Below are 15960 nucleotides of genomic sequence, written 5' to 3' on the forward strand. Positions count from 1 at the left end.
ATAAATTTCATTATTAATTCTAGCTGTTTTGCTGATGTAATACGATCATAGTAACAGTAAAATGTTGAAAATAGACTGATTGTGTTACATAAACTGACATAAAAATTCATCATCCTTACAGGGGAGGGTTCAGTATGGCTTACGATTTAGTAATAAAAGGAGCAAAGGCAGTCACGCCGGATGGTGTTAAAGAAGCTGATATTGCAATGAAAAACGGGACAATTGCCAAGATCGGTTCTGCAATTGAAGCAGAGGGGGCACCAGTTGTGGAGGCTAGCGGGCAATATATTTTTCCGGGTTCGATCGATTGCCATGTTCATTTCAACGAACCGGGCAGAGAGGATTGGGAAGGGTTTGAAACAGGCTCACAGATGATGGCTGCAGGCGGCTGCACCACTTATTTTGATATGCCGCTGAACTGCATTCCATCCACGGTGACGGCTGAAAACATTCTCGCAAAAGCTGAAATCGGCAGGCAAAAATCGGCGGTGGATTTTGCGTTATGGGGCGGCCTTGTGCCCGGTCATATTGATGACATACATCCGATGGCTGAAGCGGGTGCGATAGGATTTAAAGCATTTTTATCAAAATCAGGCACAGAGGAGTTTCGCTCTGTTGATGAACGGACCTTGCTCAAAGGCATGAAAGAAATCGCGGCCGCAGGAAAAATCCTTGCTCTTCACGCAGAAAGCGATGCGATCACAAGCTTTTTGCAGATGGAATGGGCGAATAAAGGGAAAGTGAATGCAGATGCATACGCGGCCTCCCGCCCGGAGGAAGCCGAAGCTGAAGCGGTGTATCGCACGATTCAGTATGCGAAAGTGACGGGCTGTCCGGTTCATTTTGTCCATATCAGCACGGTGAAAGCGGTTCGGCTGATCAGAGAGGCGAAACGGGAAGGGCTTGATGTTTCGGTCGAAACATGCCCGCATTATGTTTTGTTCAGCCATGACGATTTACGCGAAAGGGGTTCTGTCGCAAAATGCGCCCCTCCGCTCAGATCGCAGCCATCAAAAGAGGCGTTAATTGATACGCTGATCGCGGGGGATATTGACATGGTGTCCTCGGACCACTCCCCCTGCCGTCCTTCTCTGAAGCGGGAGGATAATATGTTTTTGTCATGGGGCGGAATCAGCGGCGGTCAGTTTACTTTATTGGCCATGCTTGAACTGGCCCTTGAGCGGGACATTCCATTTGAAACCATTGCTGAATGGACAGCGGGGGCACCCGCGAAGCGATTCGGCCTTCAGCAAAAAGGGAGGCTTGAAGAGGGGCGGGACGCGGATTACGTTCTCGTCAGCATGGAGCCGTACACAGTCACAACAGAAACGATGTTTGCAAAACATAAGCAGAGCATTTATGAAGGACATACTTTCCCCTGCCGCATCTCGGCCACCTACAGCAGAGGACGGAGCGTGTACAGTGATGGGGAGAAAGCAGACAGCGGAATTGAGGGAGCATTGGTCGTTCCTTCGTAAGCCCGGCAGATTGAATTCTGCCGGTTTTTTTATGTCAGTGACTTTGGTTTTTAAAAATCAATCATGATGGTATCTTTTTAAAAAGGGGGCTTTCGATGATGGAACACATCAAACACATACTAAATCAATCATGGTCGCTGCATACGAGTTCCAAATGGACGAAAGAATGCCCGGCATGCGGGCAATGCGGCGTGACGGCATTGGTGATACAGGAGCAATTCGGGGGCGATATTTTCAAAACAAAGATCGGTGGGAGCTGGCATTTTTATAACAGCATAAATGGGGCTGTGTATGACTTTACGAGTGAACAGTTTCAGGAGCCTATTGAGTACCAAAATATCCCTTCCTCAAGAGAGGAGGCGTTTTTGGATACCAATGAGGAACAATATCAGCATCTGCGCTCAGCGTTTTTCCGCAATATGAACAGCATTTCCGAGGAAACCTGAAAACGCGTGTGATAAACTGGAAGAGAGGTGAATGATTGTGATTTATATCGGACTGACGGGATGGGGGGATCATGACAGCATTTATCCGCCGAAAACGGCCAGCCAGAAAAAATTGCAGGCCTATTCCTCCCATTTTCCGATCGTGGAATTAGACGCGAGCTTTTACGCGATTCAGCCGGCGCGCAACAATGAAAAGTGGGTGAAGGAAACACCGGAAACCTTCCAATTTATCATTAAAGCGTATCAGGGCATGACGGGGCATCAGCGCGGCGACATTCCGTTTGACTCCAAAGAGGAGATGTTTGATGCTTTTAAGCTGTCCTTAACACCATATTTACATAGCAATAAGCTCGCCATGGTGCTGTTTCAATTTCCGCCGTGGTTTGACTGCAAGAAAGAAAATGTCGCTTATTTAAGATGGTGCAAAAATCAAATGGGCGATATTCCTTGCGCGCTTGAGTTCAGAAACCGCTCCTGGTTTTCGCCGCCATTTTATGAGCAGACGCTTTCCTTTATGAAAGCGGAAGGCTGGATTCACAGCGTATGTGATGAACCGCAAATCGGCGATGGAAGCGTCCCGACTGTGTTGCGGGCGACCGATGAAAACAAAACGCTCGTCAGGTTTCACGGACGCAATAAGCAGGGCTGGATGAAGCCTGATGGCGGGAAAAACTGGCGTGAGGTCAGATATTTATACCGCTATAACAAACAGGAGCTGGAAGACTGGAAAAAGCATCTGAACGCATTGCAGCAGCAGTGTAAAGATGTATTTGTCCTGTTCAACAACAATTCCGGCGGAGACGCCGCGGATAACGGCAAGCAGATGCTTGAACTGCTTGATATCGAGTACTCCGGACTTTCTCCGAGACAGCTCGATTTATTTTAGAAAAGAGGTTTTGATTGATGTCGTTTGTGATTTTGATCGTACTGGGATTTATTGCGGGTACGGTAGGAAGTTTGATTGGACTCGGCGGCGGGATTGTCATCGTTCCGGCCATGATGTTTTTAAGCGCGGTGACGCCGTATTTTCAGGATGTGACGCCGCAGGTCGCCATCGGGACTTCGCTTCTGGTCATTATTTTTACGGGTCTTTCCTCAACTTTGGCTTATATTAAATATAAAACGGTTGATTATAAAAGCGGGCTCATTTTCTTTATCGGTTCAGGTCCCGGCAGCATTATTGGGGCTTACGTGTCAAAGCTTTTTAATTCAAACTCGTTTTCCATTTGGTTTGGCATATTTATGATTCTTATTTCATTATCCTTAATGCTGAAAGCGAAGGCGCGGCCGGTAAACAAAGAGCACAGAGGAATAATACGGACTTTTCAGGATGATGCCGGAGAGCCCTATACTTACTCATATCAGGCGCCTGTCGGGATTGCCATCGCCTTTGTTGTCGGCTTTTTAGGCGGGCTCTTTGGAATAGGCGGCGGCTCGCTGATGGTTCCGGCCATGATGCTGCTATTTCTGTTCCCGCCAAAGGTTGCGGTGGCAACGTCCATGTTCATTATTTTCCTATCTTCTATGACAGGATCTGTTTCACATATCATGTCCGGGCATGTGAATTGGCTGTACGCCCTCGCGCTTGTGCCCGGCGCTTGGTTCGGCGGAAGGCTTGGCGCCGCCATCAACCGAAAAATGCAGACGAAAACGATCGTTATGATTATGCGGATCGTATTAATTTTGATCGGCTGCCAGCTCATTTATGAAGGCATTTTCAGCTGAACGATTAGGGAGAGAATGATATGAAAGAGAAGCTCCGCTTATATCACACAAATGATTTGCACAGCCATTTTGAAAATTGGCCAAAAATAACAGATTATATTGAGCAAAAAAGAAAAGAACATCAGTTGCACAGCGAAGAGACGCTCGTTTTTGATATTGGTGATCATATTGATCGTTTTCATTTTGTGACAGAGGCCACATTCGGAAAAGCCAATGTAGACCTCTTAAACCGTCTTCAAATTGATGGAGCGGCTATCGGCAATAACGAGGGGATTACCCTTCCTCATGAAGAACTTGCTTCTTTATATGATCATGCCGATTTTCCCGTTATCGTCTCTAATCTGTATGACAAAAACGGAAACCGCCCGTCCTGGGCGGTTCCTTACCATATCAAAACCTTGAGAAACGGCATGACCATTGCTTTGTTAGGTGTAACGGTGCCGTATTATCCCGTATATGACAAGCTGGAATGGACTGTTACTGATGCGCTCGAAAGTATAAAAGAAACCATACAGGAAGTGAAAGGACAAGCTGATATCATCGTTCTCCTGTCGCATTTGGGAATTCTTGACGATCAAGCGGTTGCTGAAGCGGTTCCGGAGATTGACGTTATCCTCGAGTCTCATACTCACCATCTGCTTGAAAATGGACAGATGGTCAACGGCGTATTGCTTGCCAGCGCTGAGAAATACGGAAACTATGTCGGCTGTGTAGACATCACGATGGACACTGAAAAGCGAAAAATCATCAGCAAAACAGCGTCTGTTCAAAACATGGCTGAATGGACAGGGGAATCGGCGGAAACCAAAGCATTTCTTGAGGAAAAAGAACGTGAAGCCGAGGAAAAGCTGTCCGTTGCCGTTGCGGAGCTTGCGCAAGATGCTGAAGTCAAGTGGTTTGAAGAATCCGATCTGCCTTTACTTTTGGCATATGCGTTAAAGGAATGGTGCGGAGCCGACATCAGCATGGTGAATTCCGGCGTCATCCTCGGACCGCTTAAAGCCGGCCCGGTGACCAAACTTGACCTGCACCGCATCTGCCCTCACCCCATCAACCCGGTTACTGTCCGCCTGACGGGAGAGGAACTGAAGGAAACGATTGTTCATGCCGCTTCGGAACAGATGGAGCAGCTTCGAATTAAAGGATTGGGCTTCCGGGGAGAAGTGATGGGGAAAATGGTGTACGCGGGTGTCGATGTCGAAACAAAACGGCTGGACGATGGGATGACGCACGTCACCCGGATTACGCTGAACGGAGATGACATAGATAAAAATAAACAATACGCTGTGGCCGTGCTTGACATGTTTACGCTCGGCAGGCTGTTTCCAATCATCCGCGACGCCGAGGTAAAAGAATATTTCATGCCGGAATTTTTGCGGGATCTGCTTGCCTGGAAGCTTGCACAATAAGGAGGTCAGCCCACAACAAGCCGTGCCCTTCATCATAAAGTGATGAAGGAAGGGAGTGGTTGACGTGGTAAATCTGACACCGATTATGATCGAAGGACAGCCTTTTACAGCTGTGACAGTAAAGCTTCCAAAAACAAATTTCATGGCAGTCTCCAATGATCACGGATACATTATGTGCGGCGCGCTTGATGTGGCGCTGCTGAATGAAAAATTAAAGGAGCGTGGAATTGTGGCGGGACGGGCGGTTGGTGTGCGAACCATTGACCAGCTGTTAGACGCCCCTTTAGAATCCGTCACATATGCCGCAGAAGATCTTGGCATTCATGCCGGCATGAGCGGCAGAGAAGCGCTTTTAAAAATGGTGAAATAAAATAAATTGGCCCGGCTATTACTATGTCCCCCCTTACAAGCATACATTGTGATATGTAAGGGGGGATTTTCTTGCTAAGATATCGCGGCCCTCTTCGCAAGAGAGGACCTTTGCCTTTCCGGTACGTGCTGCTGCTGTCACTCGTATTTTTTATCATATCAACAACAGTCAGCCTTTGGATTATCAACGGCTCTATTAAACCGGTATTAATGAGCATCGGTGAAATGGAAACGAAGCGTGTGGCAACAGAGGTGATTCAGGATTCGATTGAGGATTATATGTCTGACAGCGAAAATATGAAAGATATGTTTCAAATGAATTCTGATGAAAACGGAAATTTAACGACAATCGATTTTAATACACAGATTATAAACAGTGTGAAAACAAAGGTGACAAAGCAGCTTCAGTCTCATCTGAAAGAGATGGAAACCCACACCGGACACAGCGGTGCCAGTGAAAATATTATGATCAACATCCCATTGGGACAGGTGACAGGAAACAGCCTTCTTGGAAACCTCGGCCCGAAAATCCCGGTCCGGTTCAATTTAATCGGTGACGCCTTTACGGACGTCAAAACAAAAATAAAGCCATACGGCATTAATAACGCACTTATTGATATCAGCATCTTCGTAGAAATTAAAGTGAAGGTCATCATCCCGTTCGCAAGCAAAACGGCCGTGGTCACCAATAATGTTCCTGTATCAATTAAAGCAGTGCAGGGCGAAGTGCCGCAATTTTATAACGGAAGCGGCGGTTCAGGTGTTACGCCTTCTGTCCAGCTTCCAAGCAGCAAAGAAGAAGACAGCCATGATTCAAAAAATGAAAAAAACAGCAAATAAAGCCGCCTTTTCATGAGGCGGCTTTCGTCATTTCTTTTTCTTGTACTCATAGCGCTCCCACGCTCTCAAATGTGGATAAGGATCAAACGACCATTCAGTTTTTCCATTATCCTTATACATGCCATAGTGCAGGTGCGGTGGAAATTTTCCGGCTGTGCCAGGCGGGCCGTATCCTGAGCTGCCCACTGACCCGATCACTTGGCCGGGCTCGACGATCTGCCCTGTTTTAATGCCCTTTGCAAACCCATTGAGATGGGCGAAATAATGATACGTATTGTTAATATCTCTGATGCCGATTCTCCATCCTCCAAAGCGGTTCCAGCCTTTCATTTCAATGACGCCGTAACAGGTGGATTTAACAGGAAGGCCATAGTGGGCAAAGAGATCTGTTCCTTCATGAATCCGCCTTCCCCCAAAGCCGCGGGCGTCTCCCCACGTGCTGCGGTAGCTGTAATCCGTTCTGATCGGAAGCGGAAACGCATGCTCGCCCAAATCAATATGACCGTAAGCCTTAAACAGCTTCATGAACTCGGATATGATTCCCACCGTTTGATCACGGCGGTAATAATTCCAGAGCCCGATGCGGATATTCTCTTCATCTGTGCCGTACGACAGCAGATATTGTGCGAATGTATACAGAATGTCTTCATCATTGCTGACCTCGGCTTTCCCGTCGCCGTCACCGTCCATTCCGATTCCGTCAAACACTTTTATGCTTAACGGCGCATCGTCTTTCGGATTCGGATTTTCTGGTCCGCTCCAGATCTCGTCCGGTACATAGATGCTGATGATTCCCGTTTTGTCAGGCAGATCCTTTCTGTTGCTCCGCACATTCTCCTCGTATTGATCAACAGCGGCGAGCGCGTACCAAGGAATCTGCGTCACAGCCTCGACTTTATGATATAATCCCATCCGTTTAGAAAGCACCGGATCTGAAAGCTCTTTTCCAGACGCAAAAGGTTCAAATGCAAACAAAAGGAGAAGAAGGGCAGATAACACAACTTTCACAAAATAATCTCCTTTCAATATTGAATACACATAGTTTGCGGCAACCCGGCGAGAAAATGTCAGTAATCATCTTCCCTTGTCGAGAAATTTTTCCTATGTTAAAGTGTCTAAAGAAAAGACTTTCTTTAGTTAGAAAAACATTATTTTTGTTGCAGAAATGAAAAAACTGCACCTATCTCGTTTTCAGAATGTTTCGTGTCAGAAATTGAGTATATTGGATATTGGAGATGATGGGAATTGGCAAAGAAAGACGAACACCTCAGAAAGCCCGAATGGCTCAAAATCAAATTAAATACAAATGAAAATTATACAGGACTCAAAAAACTCATGCGGGAAAACAATCTGCACACCGTATGTGAAGAAGCAAAATGTCCGAATATTCATGAATGCTGGGCAGTAAGACGTACAGCGACATTTATGATCTTAGGATCTGTTTGTACGAGAGCGTGCCGTTTCTGCGCCGTCAAAACGGGCCTTCCGACTGAGCTTGACCTGCAAGAGCCGGAACGCGTAGCAGATTCCGTCGCTCTGATGAATCTGAAACACGCGGTTATCACAGCTGTTGCGCGTGATGACCAAAAAGACGGCGGTGCGGGTATTTTTGCGGAAACTGTCCGTGCAATCCGCAGAAAAAGCCCGTTCACAACAATTGAGGTGCTTCCGTCAGATATGGGCGGAAACTATGATAACTTAAAAACGTTAATGGATACGCGCCCTGATATCCTGAATCACAATATCGAAACGGTTCGCCGCTTGACTCCAAGAGTCCGCGCGCGTGCGACATACGACCGTTCATTGGAATTTTTGCGCCGCGCGAAAGAAATGCAGCCTGACATCCCGACAAAATCAAGCATCATGATCGGACTCGGTGAAACGAAAGAAGAAATTATCGAAGTGATGGACGACCTCTTGGCAAACAATGTTGATATTATGGCAATCGGCCAATACCTGCAGCCGTCGAAGAAGCACTTAAAAGTCCAAAAATATTATCACCCTGATGAATTTGCAGAATTGAAGGAAATCGCGATGCAAAAAGGCTTCAGCCACTGTGAAGCCGGTCCGCTTGTCCGTTCCTCCTACCATGCGGATGAACAGGTTAACGAAGCATCTAAAAAACGCCAAGCGCAAGCATAATGCCAAAACGCCAGATCATCTGGCGTTTTTGTCATTCCTATTCGTTTCCTTGTCCTGGCGTGTTTCTCCATTGGCATTTTCGTTTTCCGAGACAGGGCTTCCTTGCGGGGAGGTTTTCATTTCTTGTATCGTCCCCGACATGATGTCTCTGACATCTCTTGAACCGGAACCGAGATTGCTGTAATTTTTGATGGCCTGCATGTGATTCGGATTGTCGGAAATGTACACATGATAGTAACGCGGAATCACCGAAACCGCCGTTTTTTTCACTTGATCAGCTGTCAGCTCACGGTTTTTCGAATCGGTTTTGTACACGACAAGCGCTTCTTGGTCAGTGACAAGCGCTGCGGCATCTTGAATATGAGGGAGCTGAACCGTTAAGCTTGATATAATGTGAGCGGTTTCTTCACGGTCTGGCGCCGGTGTCTCCTGCTGTTCGCCGTCAAATTGTTCTTTTTGATAGCGGACATAACCAAACTGTTCATTCTCATCATGCCTGTTAAAAGCTTCATTGCGGTCAGATACATGAATGGGCCTGGTTTCATTTTGATGCTGGGCATTCTGCTCAGCGTTATTGAATCCTGCGCCTCCGCATCCGGATAAAAGCCCGGTCATCAGGCAGAGGCTGACAGCAGTTCGTTTCATTTGTAATCCCTCCTTATGTGTAGGGTAGCCAAATCACACGAATTATTCTTTAGCAATTGATGGGGACGGGGCAATGAATTATGATAGGAATGAGTGAAAAAGAGGTGAGATCATGATTCTTATTCAAAATGCCGAATTTGAGCTGGTGCACAATTTCAAAGACGGCTTCAACGAAGAGGCTTTTAAAGCCCGTTATTCCGATATTTTAAATAAATACGATTACATTGTGGGAGACTGGGGATACGGCCAGCTCAGGCTCAAGGGCTTCTTTGACGACCAGAATCAAAAGGCGACCTTTGAAACGAAAATCAGCACATTGGACGAATACATTTACGAATACTGTAATTTCGGCTGTGCGTATTTTGTCTTAAAACGGATCAGAAAATAACCATTACACAAAGGGGATGCTGTCATGTATTTTGTTGACAGAAACAAGATAGAGCATACACTCGGGTTCTTCGAGCGTCAGCTGGCGCTGTTTCATTCGCAAACAGACTGGAAATCCGAAATCGAGGGGCTCGCGCTTGAACGCATCGGCCACCTGTTAATCGAATGCATTCTCGATACAGGAAATGACATGATTGACGGTTTTATTATGCGGGACCCGGGCAGCTATGATGATATCATGGACATACTGGTTGATGAAAAAGTCGTAACGGAAGAAGAGGGGGCAGAGCTGAAGCAATTGATTGCGTATCGAAAAACATTGGTTCAGCAATACCAGCTCGCTGACAGTGCAGAGCTTTACAAGCTGATCACCGCGCATCTAGCGGTCCTTCAAGTCTTTCCGAAACGAATCAGAAGCTACTTGGAAACAGAGCTGGGCCCTGTTTCCGCGTTTAAATAACGACAGGAAAGCCACAGGAGTGTTTAAAAATGAAAACATATAAAGGATATTTAATTGATTTAGACGGAACGATGTACAACGGCACAGAAAAAATCGAGGAAGCTTGTGAATTTGTCAGAACGCTGAAAGACCGCGGCATTCCTTATCTTTTTGTGACAAACAACTCTTCCCGCACACCGAAGCAGGTGGCGGACAAGCTGGTCTCTTTTGACATTCCGGCAACAGAGGAGCAGGTTTTTACGACAAGCATGGCGACTGCCCAGCATATCGCCCAGCAGAAAAAAGACGCGTCTGTGTATGTGATCGGGGAAGAAGGAATTCGCCAGGCGATTGAAGAAAATGGCCTGACCTTTGCAGAGGAAGATGCGGACTTTGTTGTTGTAGGGATTGACCGCGGGATTACATACGAAAAACTTGCCGTCGGCTGCCTCGCAATCAGAAATGGCGCCCGCTTTATTTCCACAAACGGTGACATTGCCATACCGACTGAAAGAGGCCTCCTGCCGGGCAACGGTTCACTGACCTCTGTGTTAACCGTATCCACAGGCGTGCAGCCGGTATTTATCGGCAAGCCGGAATCCATCATCATGGAGCAGGCGATGCGTGTTCTCGGCACTGATGTATCCGAAACACTTATGGTCGGCGACAACTACGCGACTGACATTATGGCAGGCATTAATGCAGGGATGGATACGCTGCTTGTCCACACAGGCGTAACGAAAAGAGAGCATATGACAGACGATATGGAAAAACCGACTCACGCTATTGATTCTCTGACTGAGTGGATTCAACATATATAAAAAAGGGCGCCCCAAAAGGGTGCCCTTTATTCTGTATGCCGCGCGCGGTGTGCAAGCCTGCTGGAGGCCGCAGCGGAAATGGCGCCGACAATGTCATCAAGAAATGTATGGCATTCGCCGGTTGATTTATCATTTAAACGGCCGAGGATACCGGGTTTTTCTTTGTCGATGTAGCCATAGTTTGTAAACCCGATGGACCCGTAAATATTCACGATGGAAAATGCCAGAACTTCATCTACTCCATATAGGCTTTCATCTATCTCCAGCATCGTTTGCAGCGGTTCAGACAGTTTTTTCTGCTCAGCAAGAACGTCCAATTCAATGCCCGTTAAAATCGCGTTTTGCACCTCACGCTTTGCGAGGACCCGATTCACATTCAACGTGCATTCATCCATGGTTAAATCCGGATGATATTTTTTCTGCAGAAAAAAGACAAGCTCGGCAATATCGGATACCTCAACGCCGCGCTCCTTCATCTGTTCTCTTGCTTTGGCTTCCATCTGACTGATTTGTTCTTTATCTGACATCAACTTCACCCAATCTTTTTTTACTAGTTTATACAAAACGTACGAGATGTTTACGACTTTTTCTTGCTCCTTTGTCGGATTAAAATATGTATTCATAATTCCGCCTGTGTATGACTACGATGTGATGAGCCCTAATTCAACAGGCAGGTGATCATTGTGAAAGGCACAATAAAAGAAAAATACGGCATTCATATCAGGCAGCTTTCAATGTATCAGCATACGTATCAATGCTTTCAAACACCGAATTCCTTCTTTTTGATTGTTCCCGTTTCCCATTTTTCAGATGAGGAGCTGGCGGAGCTTTATTACATGAGTCAGTATTTACAAGAACAAAGTGACCCATACGTTTCCGTTTTTATCTTTACAAAAGAAGGCGAGCTGACCTTTGAACATGAAGGAAAAACGTATGCCCTGCTGAAGGCGGCTCCTCCTTTTTCAAACCGGGCATTTTCCATAGGGACAGAACTGGCTGAGTTTCATCGAAAGGGCAGAGGATACCCGTACGAAGTGAAGGAGGCCGGAAGAATCGGGCAGTGGAAAGACCTGTGGGGAAAACGCATTGATCAGCTTGAAGCGTTTTGGCAGCGAAAGGTTCATACCCCTCCGCACGAGCCCTTTGATAAAAAAATGATTGAATCGTTTCCATATTTTTTAGGACTGTCAGAAAACGCAATTCAATATTTAGTCGATACTGAGCTCGATGACAAACCGCAAGCGGCTGATTCAGGAACAATATGCCATCAGAGGATGGAAAGAAATACGTGGTCTTCTGAATCCCTTATCAGGATTCCGGCTGACTGGGTATTTGACCACGCTGCACGCGATTTAGCCGAATATATGAGACACACATTTTTGCATCATCGTGATGATTTTAACCGGCAGGGCTTTCGCTTTTTGCAGGAATACGAGCAAATCACACCGCTGTCTTCATTTTCGAAACGTCTTTTGTACAGCCGTCTCCTTTTTCCGCTTCATTATTATGAAATCGTGGAAGGCTACTATATTTCTTCAGAATCGGAAAAGCACTATTATGAAGAGCAGCTCGACTACATTCTCAGCGATTCGGGCTATGAACAATTTCTGAATGCCGTCCAGGAGTTTATGAACATGAGAGCGCAGAACATTTTTGTTCCCCCTGTCAGCTGGCTCGGAAAGGGCGGCTTGTAAGGAAGGAGAAAATCTGACAAAAATAATTAGAAAATAAAGAATCTTGTCATATCAATTGGTTAAGCGTTTACATTCGCAAAATTCAGCAGATTGTTGTCTTGTCAAAACAGAAATGGGCTTATATAATATTTGTAACTTATATGTCTGTGTTGAGTTAACAATTGTCTCTCTTGAGAGGACAATCCGAAGAAGGGTGGAGTTTTTTTGAAAGCAATTCGTGTAGGGCTTTTAGGCTTAGGTACCGTCGGAAGCGGTGTCGTTAAAATTATTCAAGACCATCAGGATAAGCTGATGCATCAGGTTGGCTGTCCAATTACAATAAAAAAAGTGCTTGTGAAAGATGTAGAGAAAAAAAGAGAAGTAGATTTGCCGAAGGAAGTGCTCACGACAGAAGTATATGATGTGATCGACGATCCAGATGTTGATGTCATCATCGAGGTGATCGGCGGTGTTGAGCAGACAAAGCAATATTTGCTTGACGCTTTGAGATCGAAAAAACACGTTGTCACGGCAAACAAAGATTTAATGGCCGTGTACGGTTCTGAACTGCTAGCTGAAGCAAAGGAAAATGGCTGTGATATTTACTTCGAAGCCAGCGTTGCCGGCGGGATTCCAATTCTTCGCACATTAGAGGAAGGCCTCTCATCAGACAGGATTACTAAAATGATGGGAATCGTAAACGGAACAACGAACTTTATCTTAACCAAAATGATTAAAGAGAAAAGCCCTTACGAGGAAGTGCTTAAGGAAGCGCAGGATCTCGGGTTTGCCGAAGCTGACCCGACTTCAGATGTGGAAGGGCTCGACGCCGCACGGAAAATGGCAATATTGGCGCGTCTCGGCTTCTCAATGAACGTCGATCTGGAAGATGTCAAAGTGAAGGGGATCTCCCAGATTACAGACGAGGATATCAGCTTCAGCAAACGCCTCGGCTACACAATGAAGCTGATCGGAATTGCCCAGCGTGACGGCAGCAAAATTGAAGTCAGCGTTCAGCCGACGCTGCTTCCAGATCACCATCCGCTTTCTGCCGTGCATAATGAATATAACGCCGTCTACGTGTATGGCGAAGCTGTCGGAGAGACGATGTTCTATGGCCCGGGAGCGGGAAGCATGCCGACAGCCACATCAGTTGTGTCTGACCTGGTTGCTGTCATGAAAAACATGCGTCTCGGCGTAACCGGCAACAGCTTTGTTGCGCCGCAATATGAGAAAAACATGAAGTCGCCGTCCGATATTTATGCACAGCAATTTTTGAGAATTCACGTGAAGGATGAGGTAGGCTCATTCTCGAAAATCACGTCTGTGTTCTCAGAACGGGGCGTCAGCTTTGAAAAAATTCTTCAGCTGCCGATTAAGGGGCATGATGAGTTAGCAGAAATCGTCATCGTCACACACCACACATCAGAAGCTGATTTCAGTGATATCCTGCAAAACTTAAATGATTTGGAAGTCGTTCAAGAAGTCAAAAGCACATATCGTGTAGAAGGGAACGGTTGGAGCTAATGTGGAAAGGACTTATCCATCAATATAAAGAGTTTTTACCTGTAACGGATCAAACACCGGCGCTTACGTTACATGAAGGCAATACGCCGCTCATTCATTTGCCGAAGCTGTCTGAACAGCTCGGGATTGAGCTCCATGTCAAAACAGAAGGCGTAAACCCTACTGGATCTTTTAAAGACCGCGGGATGGTCATGGCGGTGGCAAAGGCGAAAGAAGAAGGCAACGACACGATTATGTGCGCGTCAACCGGAAATACATCAGCGGCTGCGGCTGCTTATGCAGCCCGCGCCGATATGAAATGTATTGTCATCATCCCGAACGGGAAAATCGCGTTTGGCAAGCTCGCTCAAGCAGTCATGTACGGAGCTGAAATCATTGCGATCGACGGCAACTTTGACGATGCCCTTAAAATTGTCCGTTCAATTTGTGAAAAATCACCGATCGCGCTTGTCAACTCGGTCAACCCTTACCGCATCGAAGGCCAAAAAACAGCTGCCTTTGAAGTATGCGAACAGCTGGGCGAAGCACCGGACGTTTTGGCGATCCCGGTCGGAAACGCGGGAAACATCACAGCGTACTGGAAGGGCTTCAAAGAATATCATGAGAAAAACGGCACTGGCCTTCCGAAAATGCGCGGTTTTGAAGCGGAAGGTGCAGCTGCGATCGTCCGCAACGAAGTCATTGAAAACCCAGAAACAGTGGCAACAGCGATTCGTATCGGAAACCCGGCAAGCTGGGATAAAGCTGTAAAAGCGGCTGAGGAGTCCAATGGGAAAATTGACGAAGTCACTGACGATGAAATTCTTCATGCGTATCAGCTGATTGCCCGTGAAGAAGGCGTGTTTGCAGAACCGGGCTCCTGCGCATCTATTGCAGGTGTGCTGAAACAAGTAAAATCCGGAGAAATTCCGAAAGGCAGCAAGGTTGTGGCTGTGTTAACAGGGAACGGGCTGAAAGACCCGAACACAGCGGTCGACATTTCTGAAATGAAGCCGGTCACCCTGCCGACTGATGAAGACAGCATCCTCGAATACTTAAAAGGAGCGGCCCGTGTATGAACGATGCCGACATGCTGTTCTCTGTCACTGTTCCAGGAAGCACGGCTAACCTAGGCCCCGGCTTTGATTCAGTCGGAATGGCGCTCAGCAGGTATTTAAAGCTGACCGTCTTTGAAAGCGATCAATGGTCTTTTGAAGCTGAAACAGAAACAGTCGCCGGAATCCCGGCGGGTACAGATAATATGATCTATCAAGTGGCGAAACGGACGGCAGATATGTACGGAAAAGCAATGCCTCCTGCACATGTGAAAGTGTGGAGCGATATCCCGCTTGCACGCGGTCTTGGCAGCAGTGCTGCGGCCATAGTGGCGGCTATAGAACTGGCAGACGAATTATGCGGTTTACAGCTCTCCGAAGCAGACAAGCTGCATTTAGCCAGCCTTGAAGAAGGACATCCGGACAATGCAGGCGCTTCTCTCGTCGGCGGGCTTGTGATCGGACTGCATGAAGACGACGAGACGCAAATGATCCGCGTGCCGGATGCCGACATTGATGTTGTGGTTGTCATTCCTTTTTACGAGGTGCTGACAAGAGACGCGCGGGACGTGCTCCCGGCAGAGTTTCCATATGCGGACGCTGTAAAAGCCAGCGCCGTCAGCAACATTCTCATCGCGGCGATCATGTCAAAGGATTGGCCGCTCGTCGGAAAAATCATGAAAAAGGATATGTTCCATCAGCCGTATCGGGCGATGCTTGTCCCGGAATTGTCTAAAGTGGAGCATGTTGCCGAGATGAAAGGCGCTTATGGAACTGCCCTCAGCGGAGCGGGCCCGACGATTCTCGTCATGACCGAAAAAGGAAAAGGAGAAGCGCTGAAAGAGCAGCTCGCACTTCATTTCCCGCATTGTGAAGTCGACGCTTTGACCGTTCCGAAAGAGGGAAGTATAATAGAGCGAAATCCTTTCTATCAAGTGAAAAGTGTATAGTTCATTCCAAGCGTTCCTCAGTGTCAGCGGAGGACGCTTTTTTTCTTCCTGATATAAAGGGATTTTTATTTAGAA

The 15960-nt window shown here is 46.8% G+C and carries 18 protein-coding genes; 15 read left to right on the forward strand and 3 right to left on the reverse strand.

What is annotated here, in order from left to right:
- Positions 1-134 precede the first annotated feature (134 nt).
- The 7 genes from ACQVGS_RS04860 (at position 135) to yunB (ending at position 6267) form a co-directional block, all read left to right on the forward strand.
- The gene (locus tag ACQVGS_RS04860; RefSeq protein ID WP_491831091.1) at positions 135-1478 is read left to right on the forward strand and encodes an allantoinase; all 1344 of its coding nucleotides are present in this window, start codon (positions 135-137) and stop codon (positions 1476-1478) included.
- Positions 1479-1576: 98 nt separating this feature from the next.
- Positions 1577-1924 (forward strand): YunG family protein, encoded by a 348-nt coding sequence (locus ACQVGS_RS04865; RefSeq protein WP_106022028.1) that lies wholly within the window; start codon positions 1577-1579, stop codon positions 1922-1924.
- Positions 1925-1961: 37 nt separating this feature from the next.
- Positions 1962-2810, forward strand: coding sequence for a DUF72 domain-containing protein (locus tag ACQVGS_RS04870; protein ID WP_106019932.1), 849 nt, complete (start codon positions 1962-1964; stop codon positions 2808-2810).
- A 17-nt stretch (positions 2811-2827) separates the two neighbouring features.
- Positions 2828-3649: a sulfite exporter TauE/SafE family protein gene (locus ACQVGS_RS04875; RefSeq protein ID WP_101860000.1), complete on the forward strand. Its 822-nt coding sequence runs from the start codon at positions 2828-2830 to the stop codon at positions 3647-3649.
- A gap of 20 nt (positions 3650-3669) precedes the next feature.
- Positions 3670-5058: a bifunctional metallophosphatase/5'-nucleotidase gene (locus ACQVGS_RS04880; protein WP_106022005.1), complete on the forward strand. Its 1389-nt coding sequence runs from the start codon at positions 3670-3672 to the stop codon at positions 5056-5058.
- Positions 5059-5122: 64 nt separating this feature from the next.
- Positions 5123-5428 (forward strand): YunC family protein, encoded by a 306-nt coding sequence (locus tag ACQVGS_RS04885; RefSeq protein WP_010331750.1) that lies wholly within the window; start codon positions 5123-5125, stop codon positions 5426-5428.
- A 71-nt stretch (positions 5429-5499) separates the two neighbouring features.
- Complete coding sequence (gene yunB / locus ACQVGS_RS04890) at positions 5500-6267, forward strand: sporulation protein YunB (protein WP_106019503.1); 768 nt, start codon at positions 5500-5502, stop codon at positions 6265-6267.
- Between the two features lie 27 nt (positions 6268-6294).
- On the opposite strand, the gene lytH is transcribed toward yunB, so the two are convergent.
- The gene (gene lytH, locus ACQVGS_RS04895; protein ID WP_106019502.1) at positions 6295-7275 is read right to left on the reverse strand and encodes an L-Ala--D-Glu endopeptidase; all 981 of its coding nucleotides are present in this window, start codon (positions 7273-7275) and stop codon (positions 6295-6297) included.
- A gap of 237 nt (positions 7276-7512) precedes the next feature.
- Here lytH and lipA point away from each other — a divergent pair, with 237 nt between their 5' ends.
- Positions 7513-8409, forward strand: a complete 897-nt coding sequence (lipA, locus tag ACQVGS_RS04900; protein ID WP_010331747.1) for a lipoyl synthase — start codon at positions 7513-7515, stop codon at positions 8407-8409.
- 15 nt (positions 8410-8424) lie between these two features.
- On the opposite strand, the gene ACQVGS_RS04905 is transcribed toward lipA, so the two are convergent.
- Positions 8425-9054 (reverse strand): YhcN/YlaJ family sporulation lipoprotein, encoded by a 630-nt coding sequence (locus tag ACQVGS_RS04905; protein ID WP_101864115.1) that lies wholly within the window; start codon positions 9052-9054, stop codon positions 8425-8427.
- A 112-nt stretch (positions 9055-9166) separates the two neighbouring features.
- Here ACQVGS_RS04905 and ACQVGS_RS04910 point away from each other — a divergent pair, with 112 nt between their 5' ends.
- The 3 genes from ACQVGS_RS04910 to nucF are packed head-to-tail and all read left to right on the forward strand — an operon-like array spanning position 9167 to position 10701.
- Positions 9167-9442 carry a YutD family protein gene (locus ACQVGS_RS04910; RefSeq protein WP_003228682.1) on the forward strand — a complete coding sequence of 92 codons (276 nt, stop codon included), beginning with the start codon at positions 9167-9169 and terminating at the stop codon, positions 9440-9442.
- A gap of 24 nt (positions 9443-9466) precedes the next feature.
- Entirely contained in the window at positions 9467-9901 is a 435-nt protein-coding gene (locus ACQVGS_RS04915; RefSeq protein ID WP_105953817.1) for a DUF86 domain-containing protein, read from the forward strand.
- Between the two features lie 29 nt (positions 9902-9930).
- The gene (nucF, locus tag ACQVGS_RS04920) at positions 9931-10701 is read left to right on the forward strand and encodes a 5' nucleotidase NucF (protein ID WP_044158995.1); all 771 of its coding nucleotides are present in this window, start codon (positions 9931-9933) and stop codon (positions 10699-10701) included.
- 26 nt (positions 10702-10727) lie between these two features.
- Here the strand turns inward: nucF and ACQVGS_RS04925 are convergent, their stop codons facing one another.
- The gene (locus ACQVGS_RS04925) at positions 10728-11228 is read right to left on the reverse strand and encodes a phosphatidylglycerophosphatase A family protein (RefSeq protein ID WP_491831773.1); all 501 of its coding nucleotides are present in this window, start codon (positions 11226-11228) and stop codon (positions 10728-10730) included.
- Positions 11229-11381: 153 nt separating this feature from the next.
- Here ACQVGS_RS04925 and cotNH point away from each other — a divergent pair, with 153 nt between their 5' ends.
- The 4 genes from cotNH to thrB all read left to right on the forward strand — a co-directional run bounded on the left by cotNH (position 11382) and on the right by thrB (position 15885).
- Positions 11382-12395, forward strand: a complete 1014-nt coding sequence (gene cotNH, locus ACQVGS_RS04930) for a spore coat-associated protein CotNH (RefSeq protein WP_400153663.1) — start codon at positions 11382-11384, stop codon at positions 12393-12395.
- Between the two features lie 204 nt (positions 12396-12599).
- Complete coding sequence (locus tag ACQVGS_RS04935; RefSeq protein WP_044158994.1) at positions 12600-13901, forward strand: homoserine dehydrogenase; 1302 nt, start codon at positions 12600-12602, stop codon at positions 13899-13901.
- A complete protein-coding gene (thrC, locus tag ACQVGS_RS04940) occupies positions 13901-14959 on the forward strand; it encodes a threonine synthase (protein WP_024122727.1) in 1059 nt (352 codons plus the stop codon). Before ACQVGS_RS04935 ends, thrC begins: the two co-directional genes overlap by 1 nt.
- Positions 14956-15885: a homoserine kinase gene (gene thrB / locus ACQVGS_RS04945; protein ID WP_101860004.1), complete on the forward strand. Its 930-nt coding sequence runs from the start codon at positions 14956-14958 to the stop codon at positions 15883-15885. Before thrC ends, thrB begins: the two co-directional genes overlap by 4 nt.
- Positions 15886-15960: the final 75 nt, after the last annotated feature.

This window comes from Bacillus sp. SD127 (assembly GCF_058566445.1).

What these genes read in the sequence shown, in the direction of transcription:
- thrB (WP_101860004.1), top strand. Translation starts at nt 14,956, where the DNA reads ATGAACGATGCCGACATGCTGTTCTCTGTCACTGTTCCAGGAAGCACG.
- ACQVGS_RS04910 (WP_003228682.1), top strand. Translation starts at nt 9,167, where the DNA reads ATGATTCTTATTCAAAATGCCGAATTTGAGCTGGTGCACAATTTCAAA.
- ACQVGS_RS04875 (WP_101860000.1), top strand. Translation starts at nt 2,828, where the DNA reads ATGTCGTTTGTGATTTTGATCGTACTGGGATTTATTGCGGGTACGGTA.
- ACQVGS_RS04860 (WP_491831091.1), top strand. Translation starts at nt 135, where the DNA reads ATGGCTTACGATTTAGTAATAAAAGGAGCAAAGGCAGTCACGCCGGAT.
- thrC (WP_024122727.1), top strand. Translation starts at nt 13,901, where the DNA reads ATGTGGAAAGGACTTATCCATCAATATAAAGAGTTTTTACCTGTAACG.
- nucF (WP_044158995.1), top strand. Translation starts at nt 9,931, where the DNA reads ATGAAAACATATAAAGGATATTTAATTGATTTAGACGGAACGATGTAC.
- ACQVGS_RS04915 (WP_105953817.1), top strand. Translation starts at nt 9,467, where the DNA reads ATGTATTTTGTTGACAGAAACAAGATAGAGCATACACTCGGGTTCTTC.
- ACQVGS_RS04880 (WP_106022005.1), top strand. Translation starts at nt 3,670, where the DNA reads ATGAAAGAGAAGCTCCGCTTATATCACACAAATGATTTGCACAGCCAT.
- ACQVGS_RS04865 (WP_106022028.1), top strand. Translation starts at nt 1,577, where the DNA reads ATGGAACACATCAAACACATACTAAATCAATCATGGTCGCTGCATACG.
- ACQVGS_RS04905 (WP_101864115.1), bottom strand. Translation starts at nt 9,054, where the DNA reads ATGAAACGAACTGCTGTCAGCCTCTGCCTGATGACCGGGCTTTTATCC.
- ACQVGS_RS04925 (WP_491831773.1), bottom strand. Translation starts at nt 11,228, where the DNA reads ATGTCAGATAAAGAACAAATCAGTCAGATGGAAGCCAAAGCAAGAGAA.